This window comes from Burkholderia sp. BCC1638 (assembly GCF_902833195.1).
Classification (GTDB): domain Bacteria; phylum Pseudomonadota; class Gammaproteobacteria; order Burkholderiales; family Burkholderiaceae; genus Burkholderia; species Burkholderia diffusa.
Genome location: NZ_CADFEC010000018.1, coordinates 39,163 through 56,182 on the forward strand (window position 1 = coordinate 39,163; position 17,020 = coordinate 56,182).

Here is a 17,020-nt window from a genome sequence, read left to right on the forward strand (position 1 = left end):
CACGCACGCCCGTACGCCCCGAACACAACGATTCCATCTGGAGGACGACATGCAATTTCTCGACGATTCGCTGCACCCGGAAAACCAGGACAAGGTAGTCATCACGGTCGCGCCATACGGCCCCGAATGGATGCCCGCGGATTTCCCGGAAGACATTCCGGTGACGATGGACGAGCACGTACAGAAGGCCGTCGACTGCTACAACGCGGGCGCGACGGTGCTGCACCTGCACGTGCGCGAACTCGACGGCAAGGGCAGCAAGCGGCTGTCGAAATTCAACGAGCTGCTCGGCCGGCTGCGCGAGGCGGTGCCCGACATGATCCTGCAGGTCGGCGGCTCGATCTCGTTCGCGCCGGAAGGCGACGGCGCGGAAGCGAAATGGCTGTCCGACGACACGCGCCACATGCTCGCCGAGCTGACGCCGAAGCCCGACCAGGTGACGGTCGCCATCAACACCGTGCAGATGAACATCACCGAACTGATGAACCGCAAGGACATCGCCGGCACGTCGCTGAACGAGGCGGCGCTGTGGGACGCATACCGCGAGATGACCGTGCCGGCCGGCCCCGGCTGGGTCGACGAGCACCTGCGCCGGCTGCAGGCAGCCGGCATCCAGCCGCATTTCCAGCTCACCGGCATGCACGCGCTCGAGACGCTCGAGCGGATCATCCGCCGCGGCGTCTATCGCGGCCCGCTGAACGTCACGTGGGTCGGCATCGGCGGCGGCTTTGACGGCCCGAATCCGTACAACTTCATGGAATTCGTGCGGCGCTGTCCGGACGGCGCGTGCATCACGCTCGAATCGCTGATGAAGAACGTGCTGCCGATCAACACCGTCGCGATGGCGCTGGGGCTGCATCCGCGCTGCGGGATCGAGGACACGATCATCGACCAGAAGGGCAACCGGATGACGTCGGTGCAGCAGGTCGAGCAGTGCGTGCGGATCACGCGCGAACTCGGCCGCGACATCGCGACCGGCAAGGAGGCGAAGGCGATCTACCGGATCGGCGTGCAGTACGACGGCGTCGACGAGACGCTCGCGCAGCTCGGGATGGCGCCGAACCGCCGGCCCGGGCAATTGAGCGTGCCGCTGCGCGCGGCCTGACGCACCGCGCATCCGGGTGGCGCGCCCGCGCCGCCCGCCGATCGATGTGGCGCGGCACCCACCCTCGCGCGGTGCGCGAGGCAAGCTCCGACGAACGGAGCGGGGCCGCGCAAGCCGCGCCGGCGCATTGCCGCACCGGCGCCGGAGGAGACACGCATGCTGATTCATCACGTCGAGCCGTCGCTGCAGGACGTGGCGGCCACCGGGCGGCGCGCGCCGGCCTATGCCTGGCTCGTGTTCGGGCTGACCGTCGGCCTGCTGCTGTCGGACTACATGTCGCGGCAGGTGCTCAATGCCGTGTTTCCGCTGCTCAAGCACGCGTGGGGACTGTCGGACACGCAGCTCGGCTCGCTGTCCGGCGTCGTCGCGCTGCTCGTCGGGCTGCTGACGTTTCCGCTGTCGGTGCTCGCCGACCGCTTCGGCCGCGTGCGCAGCATCGTGCTGATGGCCGCGCTGTGGAGCGTCGCGACGCTCGGCTGCGCGCTGTCGACCAACTACGCCGAAATGCTCGTGGCGCGCGGGCTCGTCGGCCTCGGCGAAGCCGCGTACGGCAGCGTCGGCGTCGCGCTGATCCTCAGCATCTTTCCGGCGCGCCTGCGCGCGACGCTGACCGGCGCGTTCATGGCCGGCGGCGCGTTCGGCTCCGTGTTCGGGATGGCGCTCGGCGGTCTCGTCGGCGCGCATCTCGGCTGGCGCTGGTCGTTCGGCGTGATGGCCGCGCTCGGCATCGTGTTGCTCGTCGCGTACCGCGGCATCGTCACCGAACGGCGGCTCGCGGCATGCCGCGTCGAACCGTGCCGGCCCCATGCCGATGCGCCGCGCGACCTGCGCGGCAGCGTGCGCGCGCTGATGTCGGGGCTGTTCGCATCCCGTTCGGTGATCTGCGCGTATGTCGGCAGCGGGCTGCACCTGTTCGTGCCCGGCGCGCTGTTCGCCTGGTTGCCGAGCTACCTGAACCGCTATTACGCGATGGCGCCGGACCGTGCCGCCGTGCTTGCGGCCGGCTTCGTGCTGCTGTCGGGCGTCGGGATGGTCGGCTGCGGGATCGTCACCGACCGCGTCGGACGCGCCGACGGTTCGCGCAAATGGCTGACCGCGATCGCGTATTGCGTGCTGACGGGCGTGTGCCTCGCGATCGCGTTCCGGCTGCCGCCCGGGCCGCTGCAACTCGCGTTGATCTGCGCGGGCATGCTGGTCGGCGCGGGCGCGTCGGGCGCATCGGGCGCGATGGTCGCGAACCTCACGCCGGCCGCGATCCACGCATCGGCGTTCGCCACGCTCACGCTCGCCAACAACCTGCTCGGCATGGCGCCGGGCCCGCTGCTGACGGGGTGGGTCGCCGATCGCGCCGGCCTCGTCGGCGCACTGCAATGGATTCCCGCCGTGCCGCTCGCGGCCGCCGCGCTCTTCGCGATCGGACGCGCGAGCTACGCGGCCGACCTCGCGCGCGTCGAACGCGAACGACGCGCGTCACATCTTTCCTGAACCGAACCCTCCCGGAGGCAGCATGACCCTGGCGACCGCGCCCACCATCCTGATCGTGCCCGGCTTGCGCGATCACGTCGAAGATCACTGGCAGACGCATCTGCAACGGCGCCTGCCGAACGCTCGCGCCGTCGCGCCGCTCGAAGCCGACAAGCTGAGCCGCGCCGCGCGCGTCGCGGCGCTCGATGCGGCGCTGGCCGCGATCGACGGCCCCGTGATCCTCGTCGCGCACAGCGCGGGGGTGATGATCACCGTGCATTGGGCGCTGCAGGCCACGCGTGCCATCGACGGCGCGCTGCTCGCCGCACCGGCCGATCTCGATACGCCGATGCCCGCCGGCTATCCGACACCGGATGCGCTCGACGCGCACGGCTGGACGCCGGTGCCGACCCGGCCGCTGCCGTTTCCGAGCATCGTGGCCGCGAGCCGCAACGATCCGCTCGCGCGATTCGAACGCACGCAGGCGCTGGCGGCCGGGTGGGGCAGCCGGCTCGTCGATCTCGGCGAAGTCGGACACCTGAACCCGGCTTCGGGTTTCGGCGAATGGCAGGATGCGGAGCGATTGATCGGGGAGGTGATCGCGCTCCGTGCGGCCTGAGCGCCGTCCGCAACGCGCCGCGCACGCTTTGCATGCCGGCGCGTCCGTCCGAACCGATTCCCGTTCAGCGTCCGTTGATATACGACGTCCTAACATGCGACGTATCCGTCGCATTGGCCAACAAGCACATCCTCGACAAACGGAAGGTTTTTGTTAGGGAAATTCCCGCCCCGCGCGGGTCGGTTTTTTGTTGACCGACATCGTATAACGCCGTCATGATTTCCCGAAAGAACGGTCCCATCCACCGACCGAAGCGAGGAGACATGAACACCACCACGATCGCGCGCCGTGTCCGCCGGATTGCCCTGGCGCTGGGCCTGACGCTGACGGCCGCGGCCGCCGTCGCGGCTCCCGTGTCGCTGAATGTCGTCGACGTCGCGGGCAACTTGCAGCTCACGCAGAAGGCCATCGAGGCGTTCAAGGAAAAGAACCCGAATCTCGTCTCGAACGTCACGTTCACGAACGCGCCCGCGCCGCAGTTGCCGGGCAAGATCAAGGCGATGCAGGCCGCGGGACGGGCCGACATCGACCTCGTGCTGACGGGCACCGACGCGCTGGCCGCCGGCATCGAGCAGAACCTGTGGCTGAAGCTGCTGCCCGACAGCGCGGGCGCGTTCCCCGGCGTGCTCGACAAATACGCGCCCGGCCCGCGCAAGATGCAGGATCTCGCGCAGGGCTTCGGTCTCGAAGTGACCTACATGCCGGCCGGCCCGCTGCTCGAATACAACCCGGCCAAGGTCAGCGATCCGCCGAAGACGCCCGAGCAGTTGCTCGCGTGGTGCAAGGCGCATCCGAACAAGCTGATCTACGCACGCCCGGCCAATTCAGGCCCCGGCCGCACCTTCCTGATGGGGCTGCCGTACGTGCTCGGCGACAAGAACCCGCAAGACCCGATCAACGGCTGGGACAAGACCTGGGCGTTCCTGAAGCAGCTCAACGACTGCGTGCCGTACTACCCGGGCGGCACGTCGGCCGTGATGAAGGAGCTCGGCGAAGGCACGCGCGACATGACGGTGACCGTGACCGGCTGGGACCTCAACCCGCGCGCGCTCGGCATCGTGCCGGCCGACTTCCGGGTCCAGGCATTCGACAACATGACGTGGGTCAACGACGCGCACTTCATGGTGATTCCGAAGGGCGTCGCGAAGGACAAGCTCGACGTGCTGTTCAAGCTGATGAATTTCCTGCTCGAACCGGCGCAGCAGGCGATGACCTACGACGACGGCTACTTCTATCCTGGCCCGGCGGTGAAGGGCGTGACGCTCGAGATGGCGCCCGCGCACAGCCAGGAGGTGATCAGGAAGTTCGGCCGCCCCGAGTACGCGAAGCTGCTCGCGGATCGTCCGCACGTGCAGCCGCTCAACGCGCAGGCGATGGTCGCCGCGTTCCAGAAGTGGGACCGCGAGATCGGTTCGCAGAAGTCGAAATGACGCATGAACCCGCGGGCGCCGCGGCGCCCGCGCCGACGGAGTTCGCGTAATGAAGCACAGTTTCGAACGGTTGCGGCTCGACGGCGTGTGCCGCAGCTTCACCAATGCGGAGGGCGCGCAGGTCGCCGCACTGAACGGGCTCGATCTCGACATCCGGCGCGGCGAGTTCATCGCGCTGCTCGGCCCGTCGGGCTGCGGCAAGTCGACCGCGCTGAACTGCATCGCCGGGCTGCAGCCGCTCACGAGCGGCGGCATCTGGCTCGACGATACGCGCATCGACGTATTGCCGCCCGAGCGCCGCGGCTTCGGCATGGTGTTCCAGAACTACGCGCTGTTTCCGCACATGTCGGTGCTCGAGAACGTCGGCTTCGGGCTGAAGATGCGCGGCGTGCCGAAGCAGGAAACGCGGCGGCGCGCGCAGCAGGCGCTCGAACTCGTGCAACTCGTCGGCCACGAGGGCAAGCTGCCCGGGCAGCTGTCGGGCGGGCAGCAGCAGCGCGTCGCGATCGCGCGCGCGATCGTCATCGAGCCGCCGCTCGTGCTGATGGACGAGCCGCTGTCGAACCTCGACACGAAGCTGCGCATCGAGATGCGTGCCGAGATCCGCCGCATCCACACGCAGCTCGAACGCGCGACGATCTACGTGACGCACGACCAGGACGAGGCGCTGTCGATGGCCGACCGGATCGTCGTGATGAAGGAGGGCGTCGTGCAGCAGGTCGCGTCGCCGAAAGACGTGTACACGCGCCCGCACAATCTGCACGTCGCACGCTTCATGGGCTATCGCAACGTGCTGCCGTTCACGCTCGAAGGGATGGCCGGCGACCACGTGAACGTCACCGCGGCGGGCGTGCGCATCGCGGGCGTGCCGATGGCCGGTTTCGACGGCAAGGACGTGGTGGTCGCGCTGCGCCCCGACGACATCGAGCGAGCGGAAGAAGGGGCCGACAACGCATTCGATGCGACCGTCGAAACGGTCGAATACGGCGGCCGCGACTCACTCATCCGCGCGATCACGCCGTTCGGCCCGATCTGGGCGCGGGTCGCCGGCGAGTTCGCGGAGGGCGAGCGGTTGCGGCTGCGCGTCGCGCCGGCGCGCACGCTCGTCTATGCGGGAGACGCGCAATGAACGGCCGCCGCGTCGCATGCGCGGCCGCGCGCCGCCCGGAGGCCGCATGAGCACGCTCACGACCGGCGGCGCGCCGCGCGACGCGAAGGCGTGGCTCGTCACGCCGGCGCTCGCGTTCATCGTCGCGCTGTTCATCTATCCGTTCGCGTACGGCCTGGTCCTGTCGTTCCAGCCGATGAACGGCGGCGGCGCGCTCGCGAACTACGTGCAGTTCTTCACCGACACCGCGATGTGGCCGACCGTGCTCGTCACGCTGAAGCTCGCGGTGCCGGCGACGCTGATCAACGTCGGCATCTCGGTGCCCGTCGCGTTCGCGCTGCGCCGCAACTCGCCGTATCAGAAGTTCGTCACGACGCTGCTCGTGATTCCCGTCACGCTCGGCACGGTGCTCGTCGCCGACGGGATGCTCACGTATTTCGGACCGAACGGCTGGTTTCCGCAGGCGCTGCAGGGGCTGCACCTGTACACGGACGAAGTGCGCCTCACGCACAATTATTGGGGCGTGCTGCTGTCGCTGATCGTGTCGGGCTTTCCGTTCGCGTTCCTGCTGATGCTGTCGTACATCAGCGGCATCGACCCGACGCTCGCGCGCGCCGCGGCCACGCTCGGCGCGAACCCGTGGCAGCAGTTCCGGCGGATCTACCTGCCGCTGCTCGTGCCGGGGCTCACGATGGCCGCATGTCTGTCGTTCGTGCAGGCGTTCTCGGTATTCCCGTCGGCCGTGCTGCTCGGCGCGCCGGCCGGGCCGACGCGCGTGATCTCGATCGCGGCCGCCGAAGCCGCGTTCGAGAGCTACGACTATTCGCTCGCATCGGCGATCGCGATCGTGATGGGCTTCGTGCAGTTGCTGGTGGTCGCGTCGATGCTCGGCGCGCGCCGCTTCTTCTATACCGGTCCGGTCACGGGAGGCAAGGGCTGATGGCGACCGACAATCATGCGGCGCCGGCATGGCCGCCGAAGCACAGCCCGCCCGGCGCGCAGCCCGTCAACGCGATGAAGCCGCGGAAACTGCGCGACAGCCTCGCCGGCCGCGCGTGGAAGGCGCTCGTGTGGGGGCTGATGGCGTTCTTCCTGCTGAACGTGATGCTGCTGATCGCGACCGTCGCGGTGAACTCGGTCGCGACGCGCTGGTTCGGCACGCCGCTGCCGCAGGGCTTCACGCTGCACTGGTATGCGAAGGCGTGGGAAGACTTCCAACTCGCCAGCGTGCTGTGGGTGACCGTCGAAGTCGTCGGCGCGGTCGTGCTGCTGTCGGTCGCGCTCGGCGTGCCGGCCGCATACGCGCTCGCGCGCGTGCAGTTCCGCGGCAAGCGCTTCGCGCTGCTGGTGTTCCTGCTGCCGCTGATGGTGCCGCCCGTCACGTACGGGATCCCGATGGCGACCGTGATGTACAAGGTCGGGCTCGCCGGCACGCTGCCCGGCGTGATCCTCGCGAACCTCGTGCCGGCGCTGCCGTTCGTGATCCTCGTGATGACGCCGTTCATCGAGCAAATCGATCCGAATCTCGAAGCCGCCGCGCGCATCTTCGGCGCGAACACGTGGCGCTATTTCCGCTACGTGCTGCTGCCGCTGCTGATGCCCGGCATGCTCGCGGCCGGGCTGCTCGTGCTGGTGCGCACGATCGGGATGTTCGAGCTGACCTTCTTCACCGCGGGCCCGAGCACGCAGACGCTCGTCGTCGCGCTGTATTACGCGGTGTTCTCGACCGGCGTGCGCGCACCGCAGTCGATCGACGCGATGGCGATGATCTACATGGCCATCACGCTCGTGTGGGTCGTGATCGCGCTGCAGTTCGTGAGCCCGACGCAGCTCGTGAGTCGTGTGAAGCAGGAGCGGCAGTAGCCGCGCACGAAGGCGGCGGGGCAGCGGGGCGGTCGCGCCGTTTCTGCCGTCCGTGCAATTGGTTACAAATGGATACCGCGAACCACGCGCGGACGTTGCAGACTACGCGGCATACCGGCTCGGCGATGCGTAAACGGCCATCGCCGCATGCCGCCCGACGTTCACCCGATTCGCGGAGTTCCATGAAGTTTCCCACGCTGCTGACGCTCGGCTGTGCCGCCACGCTGCTCGCCGCCTGCCACCTGCTCCACGACGGCCCCGGATCGAGCGACGTCGATGCCGCGGTGCGCCGCGCGCTCGAAGCGGAAAACCACGGCGGCCTGAACGCGCTGTTCGGCCAGCCGCTGCCCGTGTCTGCCGACGTGATCTCGGCGAAACCCGACGGCGACTGCAGGAAGACCGGCGAACGCACCTACGCGTGCGACGTCGTGATCACGTGGCGCAACAGCGATTACACGCCGTCGCGTGCGAACCTGACCTTCGTGCAGGCCGCCGACGGTTCGTGGCAGACCTCGGGCGTCGACGCCGCCATCGCGACCGGCGCCGCCAAGTCGCTGATCGACAAGATCGGCAAGGCATGGCCGGGCAACGCAGCCAGCGGTGCATCGGCACCGCAATGACGCGCCGGCGACGGGCTTCGTCGCCGCTCCCGCCGAAATGCCGTGCGGACGATGCGTGCCGAACCGTCGCCTTGCCTTCCGTTGAAGGCAACCAGTCCCTTCGTCTCGTCCGATGCTCGAACCTGTGTCACGGTGAAAAAGGGCGCAAACACCGCCTGCCGTCGGTCGAAGCCATCCTCGGTATGCGGGCCGGCATATAGGGAAAACCCTTAATTCGAGATATAATCGCGGGCTAGAAGAAAGGTCGAACCATGCCCGAACGTTTCCAATCCCTTGAAAAATTCGTGTTTTCCCTGGTCGTGATGTCCGCGGTCTTCTGCTCCGCATTCCTCGCGTACGAGCGTCACCCCGAGATCAAGATCGCGCTGCACGAAGGCGAAGCGCTGATGCGCGAAAGCGCCAAGTATTCGGTCATCTGCTCGCCGTCCAAGGTCGATCCTTGCGTCGAGATGTCCGCTTACTGAGCCTCGTCTCACGTTGACGCAGCGCCGCTGATTCCCGCCGACGCGCGGCCGATGGCCGACACGCGTCGGCGGCGCGCATCGCGCACCCGCGCATACCGGTGCCCGCCGCGCACCGCCTGAAACCCCGATTCCCCGCTTCTCCGATTCCGCCGCGGCGTCCTGTCCGCAACGCGTCGTCACGTCTTTCTCCCCGCTCGATCCATCGTCACGACGTGCCGCGGCTCGCCGCCATGCGTGCCTTTCCGTTCGGGAAAGGCTGGTTGAGCATCGATCGATTTTCGCCGAATGCGAACGTCGTCATGATCGCCGTCATCGACAACGTGATTTCATCGGAGACAGCCATGACACGCCCCCTGGACGGTATCCGCGTGCTGGAACTCGGCCAACTGATCGCCGGGCCGTTCGCGGGCCGGATGCTCGCCGAATTCGGCGCGGACGTGATCAAGGTGGAGCCGCCCGGCGTCGGCGATCCGCTGCGCAAATGGCGGCTGCTGCACGACGGCACGTCGGTCTGGTGGGCCGCGCAATCGCGCAACAAGACCTCGCTCGCGCTCGACCTGCGCACGCCGGAAGGGCAGGACGTCGTGCGCCGCCTCGTCGCCGAGACCGACGTGCTGATCGAGAATTTCCGGCCCGGCACGCTCGAAGGCTGGGGGCTCGGCTGGGAGACGCTGTCCGCGATCAACCCGAGGCTCGTGATGCTGCGCGTATCGGGCTTCGGTCAGACCGGCCCGTATCGCGACCGCCCCGGCTTCGGCGTGATCGCCGAGGCGATGGGCGGCCTGCGCCACCTGACCGGCGAGCCCGGCCGCACGCCGGTGCGCGTCGGCGTGTCGCTCGGCGATTCGCTGTCGGCACTGCACGGCGTGATTGGCGTCCTGCTCGCGCTGCGCCATCGCGAGCAGCAGGGCGGTCAAGGGCAGGTCGTCGACGTCGCGCTGTACGAATCGGTGTTCAACATGATGGAAAGCCTGCTGCCCGAATACTCGGCATTCGGCGCGGTGCGCGAGGCGGCCGGCAGCAGCCTGCCCGGCATCGCGCCGACCAACGCGTACCGCTGCCGCGACGGCAAGTACGCGCTGATCGCCGGCAACGGCGACAGCATCTTCCGTCGGCTGATGGAACTGATCGGGCGCCCCGATCTCGGCCACGATCCGGCGCTCGCGCACAACGACGGACGCGTCGCGCAGGTCGCGCGCATCGACGCGGCGATCGGCGAATGGAGCGCGCGACACGATCTCGACGACGTGCTCGCCGCGCTGAACGACGCGCGTATCCCGTCCGGGCGCATCTACGACGTCGCGGACATCGCGGCCGATCCGCACTACCGCGCGCGCGACATGATCGTCGACGCCGCGCTGCCCGACGGCACGCCCGTGCTCGTGCCGGGCATCGTGCCGAAGCTCGGCGCGACGCCGGGAAGCATCGAGCGTCCGGCGCCCGCGCTCGGCGCCGATACGGACGCGGTGCTCGAATCGATCGGCATCGATGCCGCGACGCGCGACGACTGGCGCGCGCGCGGCGTGATCTGAACCGGCCGGCCAGCCTCCGGGACGACGACATGAGCAAGCCTCCCCGACGACTCTACATCCACGAAGTCGCGACACGCGACGGTTTCCAGAATGAAGCGGCGTTCGTCGACACCGACGACAAGATCGCGCTCGTCGACGCGTTGAGCGCATGCGGCTACGCGAAGATCGAGGTCACGTCGTTCACGTCGCCGAAGGCGATCCCCGCGCTGCGCGACGCGGAGGCCGTGATGCACGGCATCGTGCGCGCGCCGGGCGTCGTCTATACGGTGCTCGTGCCGAACGTGCGCGGAGCGGAGCGCGCGCTGTCGTGCGGCATCGACGAGGTGAACCTCGTGATGTCGATGAGCGAGAGCCACAACCGCGCGAACCTGCGGATGACCCGCGAGCAGTCGTTCGCGCAGCTGCGCGACGTGATCGACGCGGTGCGCGGCACGGGCGTTGCGATCAACGTGTCGCTGTCGACCGCGATGGGCTGCCCGATGGAGGGCGACGTGCGCGCGGAAACCGTGCTCGCGTGGATGCAGCGCTTCGCGGATCTCGGCGTGCACGGCGTCACGCTGTGCGACACGACCGGCATGGCATATCCGTCGCAGGTGCGCGAGCTGGCCGAACGCGCACGCGAGCGCTTCGGCGCGCTGCAGCTCACGCTGCACTTTCACAACACGCGCGGAATGGCGCTCGCCAACACGCTCGCCGCGCTCGAAGCCGGCATCGACCGCTTCGACGCGTCGCTCGGCGGGCTCGGCGGATGCCCGTACGCGCCGGGCGCGACCGGCAATGCGTGCACCGAGGAATTGGTCCACATGCTCGCGCTCGACGGCTACGATACGGGCATCGACCTTGCGGCCGTGCTCGCCGCGGCTGCGCGGCTGCCCGCGCTGATCGGGCATGACGTGCCGAGCCAGATCCTGAAGGCCGGGCGCCGCTCGGACCTTCATCCGCCGCCGCGCGCCGAAACCGGCGACATGCCGGCGCAGCGGGCTTTCTCGTGAACGCGTGGAAACAGGAGCGAACCACATGGCACTGATTGACCACCTCGACCACCTCGTGCTGACCTGCGTCGATCCGGAGCGGACCAGGCACTTCTACACGGAAGTGCTGCAGATGCAGCTCGAAACCTTCGGTGCGGGCCGGCTCGCATTCCGCTTCGGCAACCAGAAGATCAACCTACACGTGCGCGGCGCGGAGTTCGAGCCGAAAGCGCACGTGCCGGTGCCCGGCGCGCTCGACCTGTGCTTCATCGCGTCGGTGCCGCTCGACGACGTGATCGCGCATCTGCGCCGCGTTGACTGGCCGATCGTCGAAGGGCCCGTCGAGCGCACCGGCGCGACGCAGAAAATACGGTCGGTGTACGTGCGCGACCCGGACCTGAACCTCATCGAGATATCCGAACTGATCTGAGTGCCGATCCGTTGCGCCGAGCGGCTACCATCGCCGCTTCGTCGCACCGGTCCGCCCGTTCGCGCATGCGCCGGCACGACGCGCGCGCTGCTCGACAGTCCTCCGCCGAAAGCGGACAGGCGCATGCCGCCCCCGCCGATTCCGGATAGCCGGCGCCGGTTGCGCTACGCATAATGGCGCAACGGCGTCGGCCCGTCCGGCGCCTTCGTGGCGGGGCACCGCGAACGTCCCGCGCATCCGCAAACCGACCAGGCGCTTCCCGAATGACGATCCTCTATCGCGGCATGGACCGCGCGGCGCTCGACGCCGCCTACCTGAACACGAGAGCCATTCCCGATTTTCCCGCGGTGCTCGCGTCCTGCCAGGCACGCAGCGCGGCGCTTTACGATGCGACGCCCGGGCAGCGCGACCTGCGTTACGGTGCGGGTCCGGCGCAGCGCTTCGACTGGCTGCGGTGCGGCGTGGCCGACGCGCCGCTGTTCGTGTTCATTCACGGCGGCTACTGGCAGCACTGCGCGAAAGAGGATTTCGCGTACGCGGCCGCCGGCCCGCTCGCACGCGGCTTCGACGTCGTGCTCGCCGAATACACGCTCGCACCAGCCGCATCGATGACCGACATCGTCGGCGAGATCGGCGCGTTGCTCGACCATCTCGCGGCCGACCCCGACGGCATCGGCACCGCGGGACGACCGATCCATCTGAGCGGTCACTCGGCCGGCGGCCACCTGACGGCCGTGCATCGCGCGCATCCGGCCGTCGTGTCGGCGCTCGCGATCAGCCCGCTCGTCGATCTCGAACCGATCTCTCTGTGCGTGCTCGACGACAAGCTGAAGCTCACCGCGCAGGAAATCGCCGCGTACAGCCCGCTGCGTCACATCGGGCCGGGCGCACCGACCGTCGTCGCGGTCGGCGCGGCCGAGCTGCCAGAGCTCGTGCGTCAAGCGCACGAATATGCGGACGCCTGCGAAGCGGCCGGCGAACGGATCGCGCGCGCATGGCTGCCCGGCATGCAGCACTTCACGGTGCTCGACGATCTCGCGAAACCGGAGAGCGCGATGCTCGCTGCGTTGCAGGCGATCGCGCCGCGCTGACCGCGCCGTGTTGCGTCGCCTTGCGTGATTTCGCGCCGCGCGCGGCCGGGCGTATGATCGCTTCAGGCCTGCCTGGCGCGGCACGCGCGCCCCGCACGGCGCTTCCCAGGACCTTCATCATGGTGAACCCGCTTCACTTCGATCTGCAGTCGCTGCGCGTGTTCGCGCTCGTCGCCGAGCACGGCAGCCTGACCAAGGCGGCCGAACACGGCCAGCTAACGTTGTCCGCGGTCAGCAAGCGGATCGCCGAACTCGAAAGCGTGACCGGCAGCGCGCTGTTCGTCCGGCATGCGCGCGGTGTCGAGCTGACGCCGGCGGGCCGCTCGCTGCTCGACCATGCGGCGAAGGTGATCGAGCAGGTCAACCGGATGGCGCAAGAGATGAGCGACTACGTTGCGGGCGTGCGCGGCCACATTCACGTGTGGACCAATACGTCGGCCATCGTCCAGTTCCTGCCGGCCGATCTCGCCGCGTTTCTCACCGACAACCCGGGCATCAAGGTCAGCCTGGAGGAGCGGCTGAGTCACGAAATCGTCGACGCGCTCGCGGCCGGCAAGGCCGATCTCGGCGTGTTCGCGGACAACGTGCCGGCGCCCGGCATCGAACGCCGCCTGTACCGGCGCGACGAACTGGTACTGCTCGTGCCGCGTGGGCATCGCTTCGCCGCGCACGACAGCATCCGCTTCGCGGATACGCTCGATGAAGACTACGTCGGCCTGAGCGACGGCAGTTCGCTGCTCACGCGCATGACCGACGCCGCGTTCGCGGCCGAGCGCTCGCTGAAGCTGCGCATCCAGGTGTCGAATTTCGACGGCGTGAGCCGGATGATCGAGGCCGGGCTCGGAATCGGCGTGCTGCCGCGCGATGCGGTGACCGGCGAGCGCGCGGCGCGGCTCGGGGTCGTGAAGCTCGACGACGCGTGGGCGACGCGCACGTTGTGGGTCGGCGTGAAGGCAGGCGCTGTGCTGACCACCGACATCGCGAAGCTGTTCGATTTCATGTCGGCACGCTGAACCTGCTCAATGGCGCGCCGCACGCGCGATGCACGGGGTACGCAAGCGCATGCCCCGTGCCGGTCGCCGTGTCATACCGGGTTGATGTCGTCGTGGCTGCGCCGGGAGGTCAGCGGCCCCAGCACGCGCAGCGTGACGGCAACGATGCCGAGCGCGACCGAGATCACGCCGAACATCGCGCCGGCGCCATGTGCGGCCAGCACCGGCAGCAGCACGAACGGCAGCGCGCCGCTGACGATGCGCGACAGCGCGTACGTGCTGCCGATCGCGGTCGAGCGCGCACGTGCCGGAAAGATCTCCGCCTGGTACACGTGATACGCGTTGCTGAACACGTTCGACGCGCAGGTCGTCAGGAAACCGAAGCAGACGATCAACACCGTGTTGCCCGAATACGCGAAGCACAGCCCGAACGCGGCGATCGACAGGATCGACCCGATCACGAGCGTGCGGCGCTCGATCCAGTTCAGCAACGGAATGGACAGCAGCGAGCCGATCGGATAACCGATGAACGACAGCGCAATGAACAGCGTGCTGTCCGTGACGTCGAACCCGCGGCTCTTGACGACCGTGCCCGCGAGCGTGCCGAAACCGTAATAGCCGAAGCCCTGGAACAGGTGGAACACCGCAAGCATCAGGTAGCGCGCGCCGTAAGGCCGGCGGCGCAGCAGCGCGATGCGCTCGCCGAGGCGCAGAGGCCGCTGCGGTTCTGCCGATGCCGCGAACTGCTCGGGCACGCACACGCCTGCGCTGTCCGCGAAGCGCCGAACCGCGGCATGCGCATCCGCGACGCGGCCCTGCGCGAGCAGCCAGCGCGGGCTTTCCGGCAGCCGATGCTGGACCAGCAGCACGTAGACCGCGCCGAGGCTGCCAATCGCGAGGATGATGCGCCAGCCGGCCACACCCGAGACATGCAGCGGATTCAGCCACAGCGCGAGGAAGCCGACCAGCGGCACCGCGACGTACGAAGTCGTATAGCCCCAAGCGGCGAATCGCCCACGCTTGTCCTTCGGCAGGATTTCCGACAGGAAGCTGTCGGCGACCGGGTAGATCGCGCCGACGCCGATGCCCGTCAGGAACCGGCATGCCACCAGCATGTCGGCGTTCACGGAGAACGCGCCGATCAGCGAAAACGCGCTGTACCAGACGAGCGTCAGCAAGAACGCCTTGCGCCGGCCGATGCGGTCGGCAAGGCTGCCGAGACACATCGCGCCGACGAACATCCCGATGAATGCCGAGGCCAGCAGCAGCTTGAAATCGGCGCTTTGCCGGCTCAGCCCATATTCGTTCTGCAACGCGGAGCCGATCGTGCTGACGAGGAAGATCTCGTACATGTCGAAGAACAGCCCGACGCCGATCACCCAGACGACGAAGCAGTGCAGCGCACTGACGGGCAGGTCGTCCATGAATTCGCCGAGCGTGACGCCACGGGCGGGCAGGGTCGTCGCACCGGCGCCGGCCCGGGCCGCGGACGGTACGGCGGACGCGGGGTCATCCGCGGTGCCGCCGAGGTTGAGGGATTGGCTGTTCATCGTGTCTCCTGATTATCGATTTGCCGTGGCGCAACGCCCGGCTGTTCGCGGCCGGCCTTGCAGATCCGGTCGCGCGACGCGGCGCGTGTGCGCGCCAGGCCCGCGAAAGGCCGGCTGCACGGGTGGCGTCGAGCGTCCGAAACATCGTCGGCGAATTTGCGCGACACGATAATTGCGGATGCTTCAAGCATCCTTTCCTGCGCAGAAAGGCTGCGGAACGCCCGCCGGGCGGTCTTCGGATGAAGGTCAGGCAGCTGCGGGAAGGCGAGGGCAGGGAAAACCATGGGTGACGCTGCGTGCATTCGGCGAGCCGCGATGCCGTGCGGAGCGGTTCGGCATCGGCGGGACCGGCGGCGCTACGCAACGGAGCGGAACGGCAGGCTCAGCCCTCCGCATTCGTCATGCGTCCACCGCTCGACGTGGTGCGCCGTGCGCACCGCATTGCCGCTCATTGCGACGCGCACGGATCAGCGCATCCGGCTGCCGCCGTCTGACCGGCATCGACAGCGGGGGTAGAGCTGGCGTCGGCCCGTTCCTGGCGGACCGTATCCGACGCAACCGCCTGCAACCTTGCCGCCATGTCCGGCGCGATGCCGAGTTGCGCGGCAGCTTGCTCCTGCGGGCCGAACGTACGGACGTCGACCCCGGCGATCTGCTGAAACAGCACGAGCGCGCTCAGATAAGCGCCCAGCACGCCCGGATGCAGATAATCGGGCCGCGAGATCGGCGGGTCGTTCTGGGCGCGCATGCCGTACCACAGCAGCGGCGCGCCGGACGGCGCATACGGGTCGGGATCGGCGACGCCGGTCGTCCATGCACGCTGCCACGCACGGCCGACCGGCACGACGGCGGCGATCGACGGATCGGTGCGGCGCGCGCCTTCGTATGCATCGCGATACGCTGCAACGAGGTCGGCGAGACGATCGACGTACCGTACGTGAAAACCGGCGCTGTCCGGCTCGCCCGCCAGCGCTTTCGCGAGTTCGGCGCGTGGCCAGGTTTCATACAGATAGACACGCGCTTGCGGCGCCGCCGCACGAATGCCGCGTGCCAGCTTCGCGACGCTCGTACGGAAACCGGCCGGATCGCTGGCGCGGTTGTGCGTGAGCGCGAACGGCAACGGCTTTGCGCTCAGTTCCTGCAGGACCACCACATCCCACGTGGGCCGGTCGATCACGTCCGATGCGACGCGGTCATGTTTCGCGAGGCTCGTCGCCGACATCGCTTCCAGATGAACCTCGTAGTCGAGTCCGGCTTCGGCGGCGAAGCGCGCGAAGATCCCCGGAATCCCGCCCCACGGGCCCGGCTCGCGTTCGGCGCGGGCCCCGGTCTGCCCGAAGTTTTCGTCGATGACCCGCGCGGTGCCGCCCATATCCTCGCGGCCGGACCGCATCGCGCCGTACGAACGCACGGGCGTGTAACGGCCGTGCGTGAGGCTGTCGCCGACGAACAGGATGCGTTGCGGCGTGCGCACTGCCGGTACGGGCGACCCGCCAGGCAAGTGCGTGGCATCCGTGGCCGAGGCGGCCGTCGCCGGCCCGACGACCAGCAACGCCACGACGCACGTCAGTGCGAAACGCACGATCGGGCAACAGAACGAGGGCATGGCGGGCATTTCACTCATTGCGGAGTTCCGGAGGACGCGTGGCCGCAGTATTTCACGAAGCGGCACGACGAGACATATGCCGTTCGTCGGACTTGGATGCGTTTTCCCGGTCCGCTATCCTGAGCGCTGAACTTTCGAACGGCGGCCCGCCGGCACAACCCACGTGCCGCGCACC

The 17,020-nt window shown here is 68.5% G+C and carries 18 protein-coding genes; 14 read left to right on the forward strand and 4 right to left on the reverse strand.

Annotated features, from left to right (window positions below):
* Positions 1-49 precede the first annotated feature (49 nt).
* The 9 genes from HWX22_RS20650 (at position 50) to HWX22_RS20690 (ending at position 8,673) form a co-directional block, all read left to right on the forward strand.
* Positions 50-1,105 carry a 3-keto-5-aminohexanoate cleavage protein gene (locus HWX22_RS20650; protein WP_175916285.1) on the forward strand — a complete coding sequence of 352 codons (1,056 nt, stop codon included), beginning with the start codon at positions 50-52 and terminating at the stop codon, positions 1,103-1,105.
* Between the two features lie 156 nt (positions 1,106-1,261).
* Complete coding sequence (locus tag HWX22_RS20655) at positions 1,262-2,590, forward strand: MFS transporter (protein WP_059691702.1); 1,329 nt, start codon at positions 1,262-1,264, stop codon at positions 2,588-2,590.
* A gap of 22 nt (positions 2,591-2,612) precedes the next feature.
* On the forward strand, positions 2,613-3,188 hold the full coding sequence (locus tag HWX22_RS20660; RefSeq protein WP_059524332.1) for an alpha/beta hydrolase: 576 nt from the start codon (positions 2,613-2,615) through the stop codon (positions 3,186-3,188).
* A 263-nt stretch (positions 3,189-3,451) separates the two neighbouring features.
* Positions 3,452-4,618, forward strand: coding sequence for an extracellular solute-binding protein (locus HWX22_RS20665; protein ID WP_175916286.1), 1,167 nt, complete (start codon positions 3,452-3,454; stop codon positions 4,616-4,618).
* A gap of 49 nt (positions 4,619-4,667) precedes the next feature.
* Positions 4,668-5,747, forward strand: coding sequence for an ABC transporter ATP-binding protein (locus tag HWX22_RS20670; protein WP_175916287.1), 1,080 nt, complete (start codon positions 4,668-4,670; stop codon positions 5,745-5,747).
* Positions 5,748-5,793: 46 nt separating this feature from the next.
* The gene (locus tag HWX22_RS20675; protein WP_175916288.1) at positions 5,794-6,666 is read left to right on the forward strand and encodes a sugar ABC transporter permease; all 873 of its coding nucleotides are present in this window, start codon (positions 5,794-5,796) and stop codon (positions 6,664-6,666) included.
* A complete protein-coding gene (locus HWX22_RS20680; RefSeq protein ID WP_175916289.1) occupies positions 6,666-7,589 on the forward strand; it encodes an ABC transporter permease in 924 nt (307 codons plus the stop codon). Before HWX22_RS20675 ends, HWX22_RS20680 begins: the two co-directional genes overlap by 1 nt.
* 182 nt (positions 7,590-7,771) lie before the next feature.
* Positions 7,772-8,209 (forward strand): hypothetical protein, encoded by a 438-nt coding sequence (locus HWX22_RS20685; RefSeq protein WP_059449716.1) that lies wholly within the window; start codon positions 7,772-7,774, stop codon positions 8,207-8,209.
* Between the two features lie 251 nt (positions 8,210-8,460).
* Positions 8,461-8,673, forward strand: a complete 213-nt coding sequence (locus HWX22_RS20690) for a hypothetical protein (RefSeq protein WP_059467484.1) — start codon at positions 8,461-8,463, stop codon at positions 8,671-8,673.
* A gap of 205 nt (positions 8,674-8,878) precedes the next feature.
* Here the strand turns inward: HWX22_RS20690 and HWX22_RS20695 are convergent, their stop codons facing one another.
* Positions 8,879-9,016: a hypothetical protein gene (locus HWX22_RS20695; RefSeq protein WP_175916290.1), complete on the reverse strand. Its 138-nt coding sequence runs from the start codon at positions 9,014-9,016 to the stop codon at positions 8,879-8,881.
* On the opposite strand from HWX22_RS20695, the gene HWX22_RS20700 reads away from it, so the two are divergent.
* The 5 genes from HWX22_RS20700 to HWX22_RS20720 all read left to right on the forward strand — a co-directional run bounded on the left by HWX22_RS20700 (position 9,015) and on the right by HWX22_RS20720 (position 13,710).
* On the forward strand, positions 9,015-10,205 hold the full coding sequence (locus HWX22_RS20700) for a CoA transferase (protein ID WP_175916291.1): 1,191 nt from the start codon (positions 9,015-9,017) through the stop codon (positions 10,203-10,205). The genes HWX22_RS20695 and HWX22_RS20700 overlap by 2 nt on opposite strands.
* Before the next feature lie 29 nt (positions 10,206-10,234).
* Positions 10,235-11,197, forward strand: coding sequence for a hydroxymethylglutaryl-CoA lyase (locus tag HWX22_RS20705; protein WP_175916292.1), 963 nt, complete (start codon positions 10,235-10,237; stop codon positions 11,195-11,197).
* A 25-nt stretch (positions 11,198-11,222) separates the two neighbouring features.
* Positions 11,223-11,606, forward strand: coding sequence for a VOC family protein (locus HWX22_RS20710; RefSeq protein WP_059524323.1), 384 nt, complete (start codon positions 11,223-11,225; stop codon positions 11,604-11,606).
* Positions 11,607-11,869: 263 nt separating this feature from the next.
* Positions 11,870-12,697 (forward strand): alpha/beta hydrolase, encoded by an 828-nt coding sequence (locus HWX22_RS20715; RefSeq protein ID WP_175910997.1) that lies wholly within the window; start codon positions 11,870-11,872, stop codon positions 12,695-12,697.
* Between the two features lie 119 nt (positions 12,698-12,816).
* Positions 12,817-13,710: a LysR family transcriptional regulator gene (locus HWX22_RS20720; RefSeq protein ID WP_175916293.1), complete on the forward strand. Its 894-nt coding sequence runs from the start codon at positions 12,817-12,819 to the stop codon at positions 13,708-13,710.
* A gap of 71 nt (positions 13,711-13,781) precedes the next feature.
* Here HWX22_RS20720 and HWX22_RS20725 read toward each other — a convergent pair whose 3' ends face one another.
* From HWX22_RS20725 to HWX22_RS20735, 3 genes are all read right to left on the reverse strand, one after another.
* Positions 13,782-15,239 carry an MFS transporter gene (locus HWX22_RS20725; protein ID WP_175916294.1) on the reverse strand — a complete coding sequence of 486 codons (1,458 nt, stop codon included), beginning with the start codon at positions 15,237-15,239 and terminating at the stop codon, positions 13,782-13,784.
* Positions 15,236-15,523 carry a hypothetical protein gene (locus HWX22_RS20730; RefSeq protein WP_175911002.1) on the reverse strand — a complete coding sequence of 96 codons (288 nt, stop codon included), beginning with the start codon at positions 15,521-15,523 and terminating at the stop codon, positions 15,236-15,238. The genes HWX22_RS20725 and HWX22_RS20730 overlap by 4 nt, the downstream gene beginning before the upstream one ends.
* 164 nt (positions 15,524-15,687) lie before the next feature.
* On the reverse strand, positions 15,688-16,863 hold the full coding sequence (locus tag HWX22_RS20735) for a hypothetical protein (protein ID WP_175916295.1): 1,176 nt from the start codon (positions 16,861-16,863) through the stop codon (positions 15,688-15,690).
* Between the last annotated feature and the right edge of the window lie 157 nt (positions 16,864-17,020).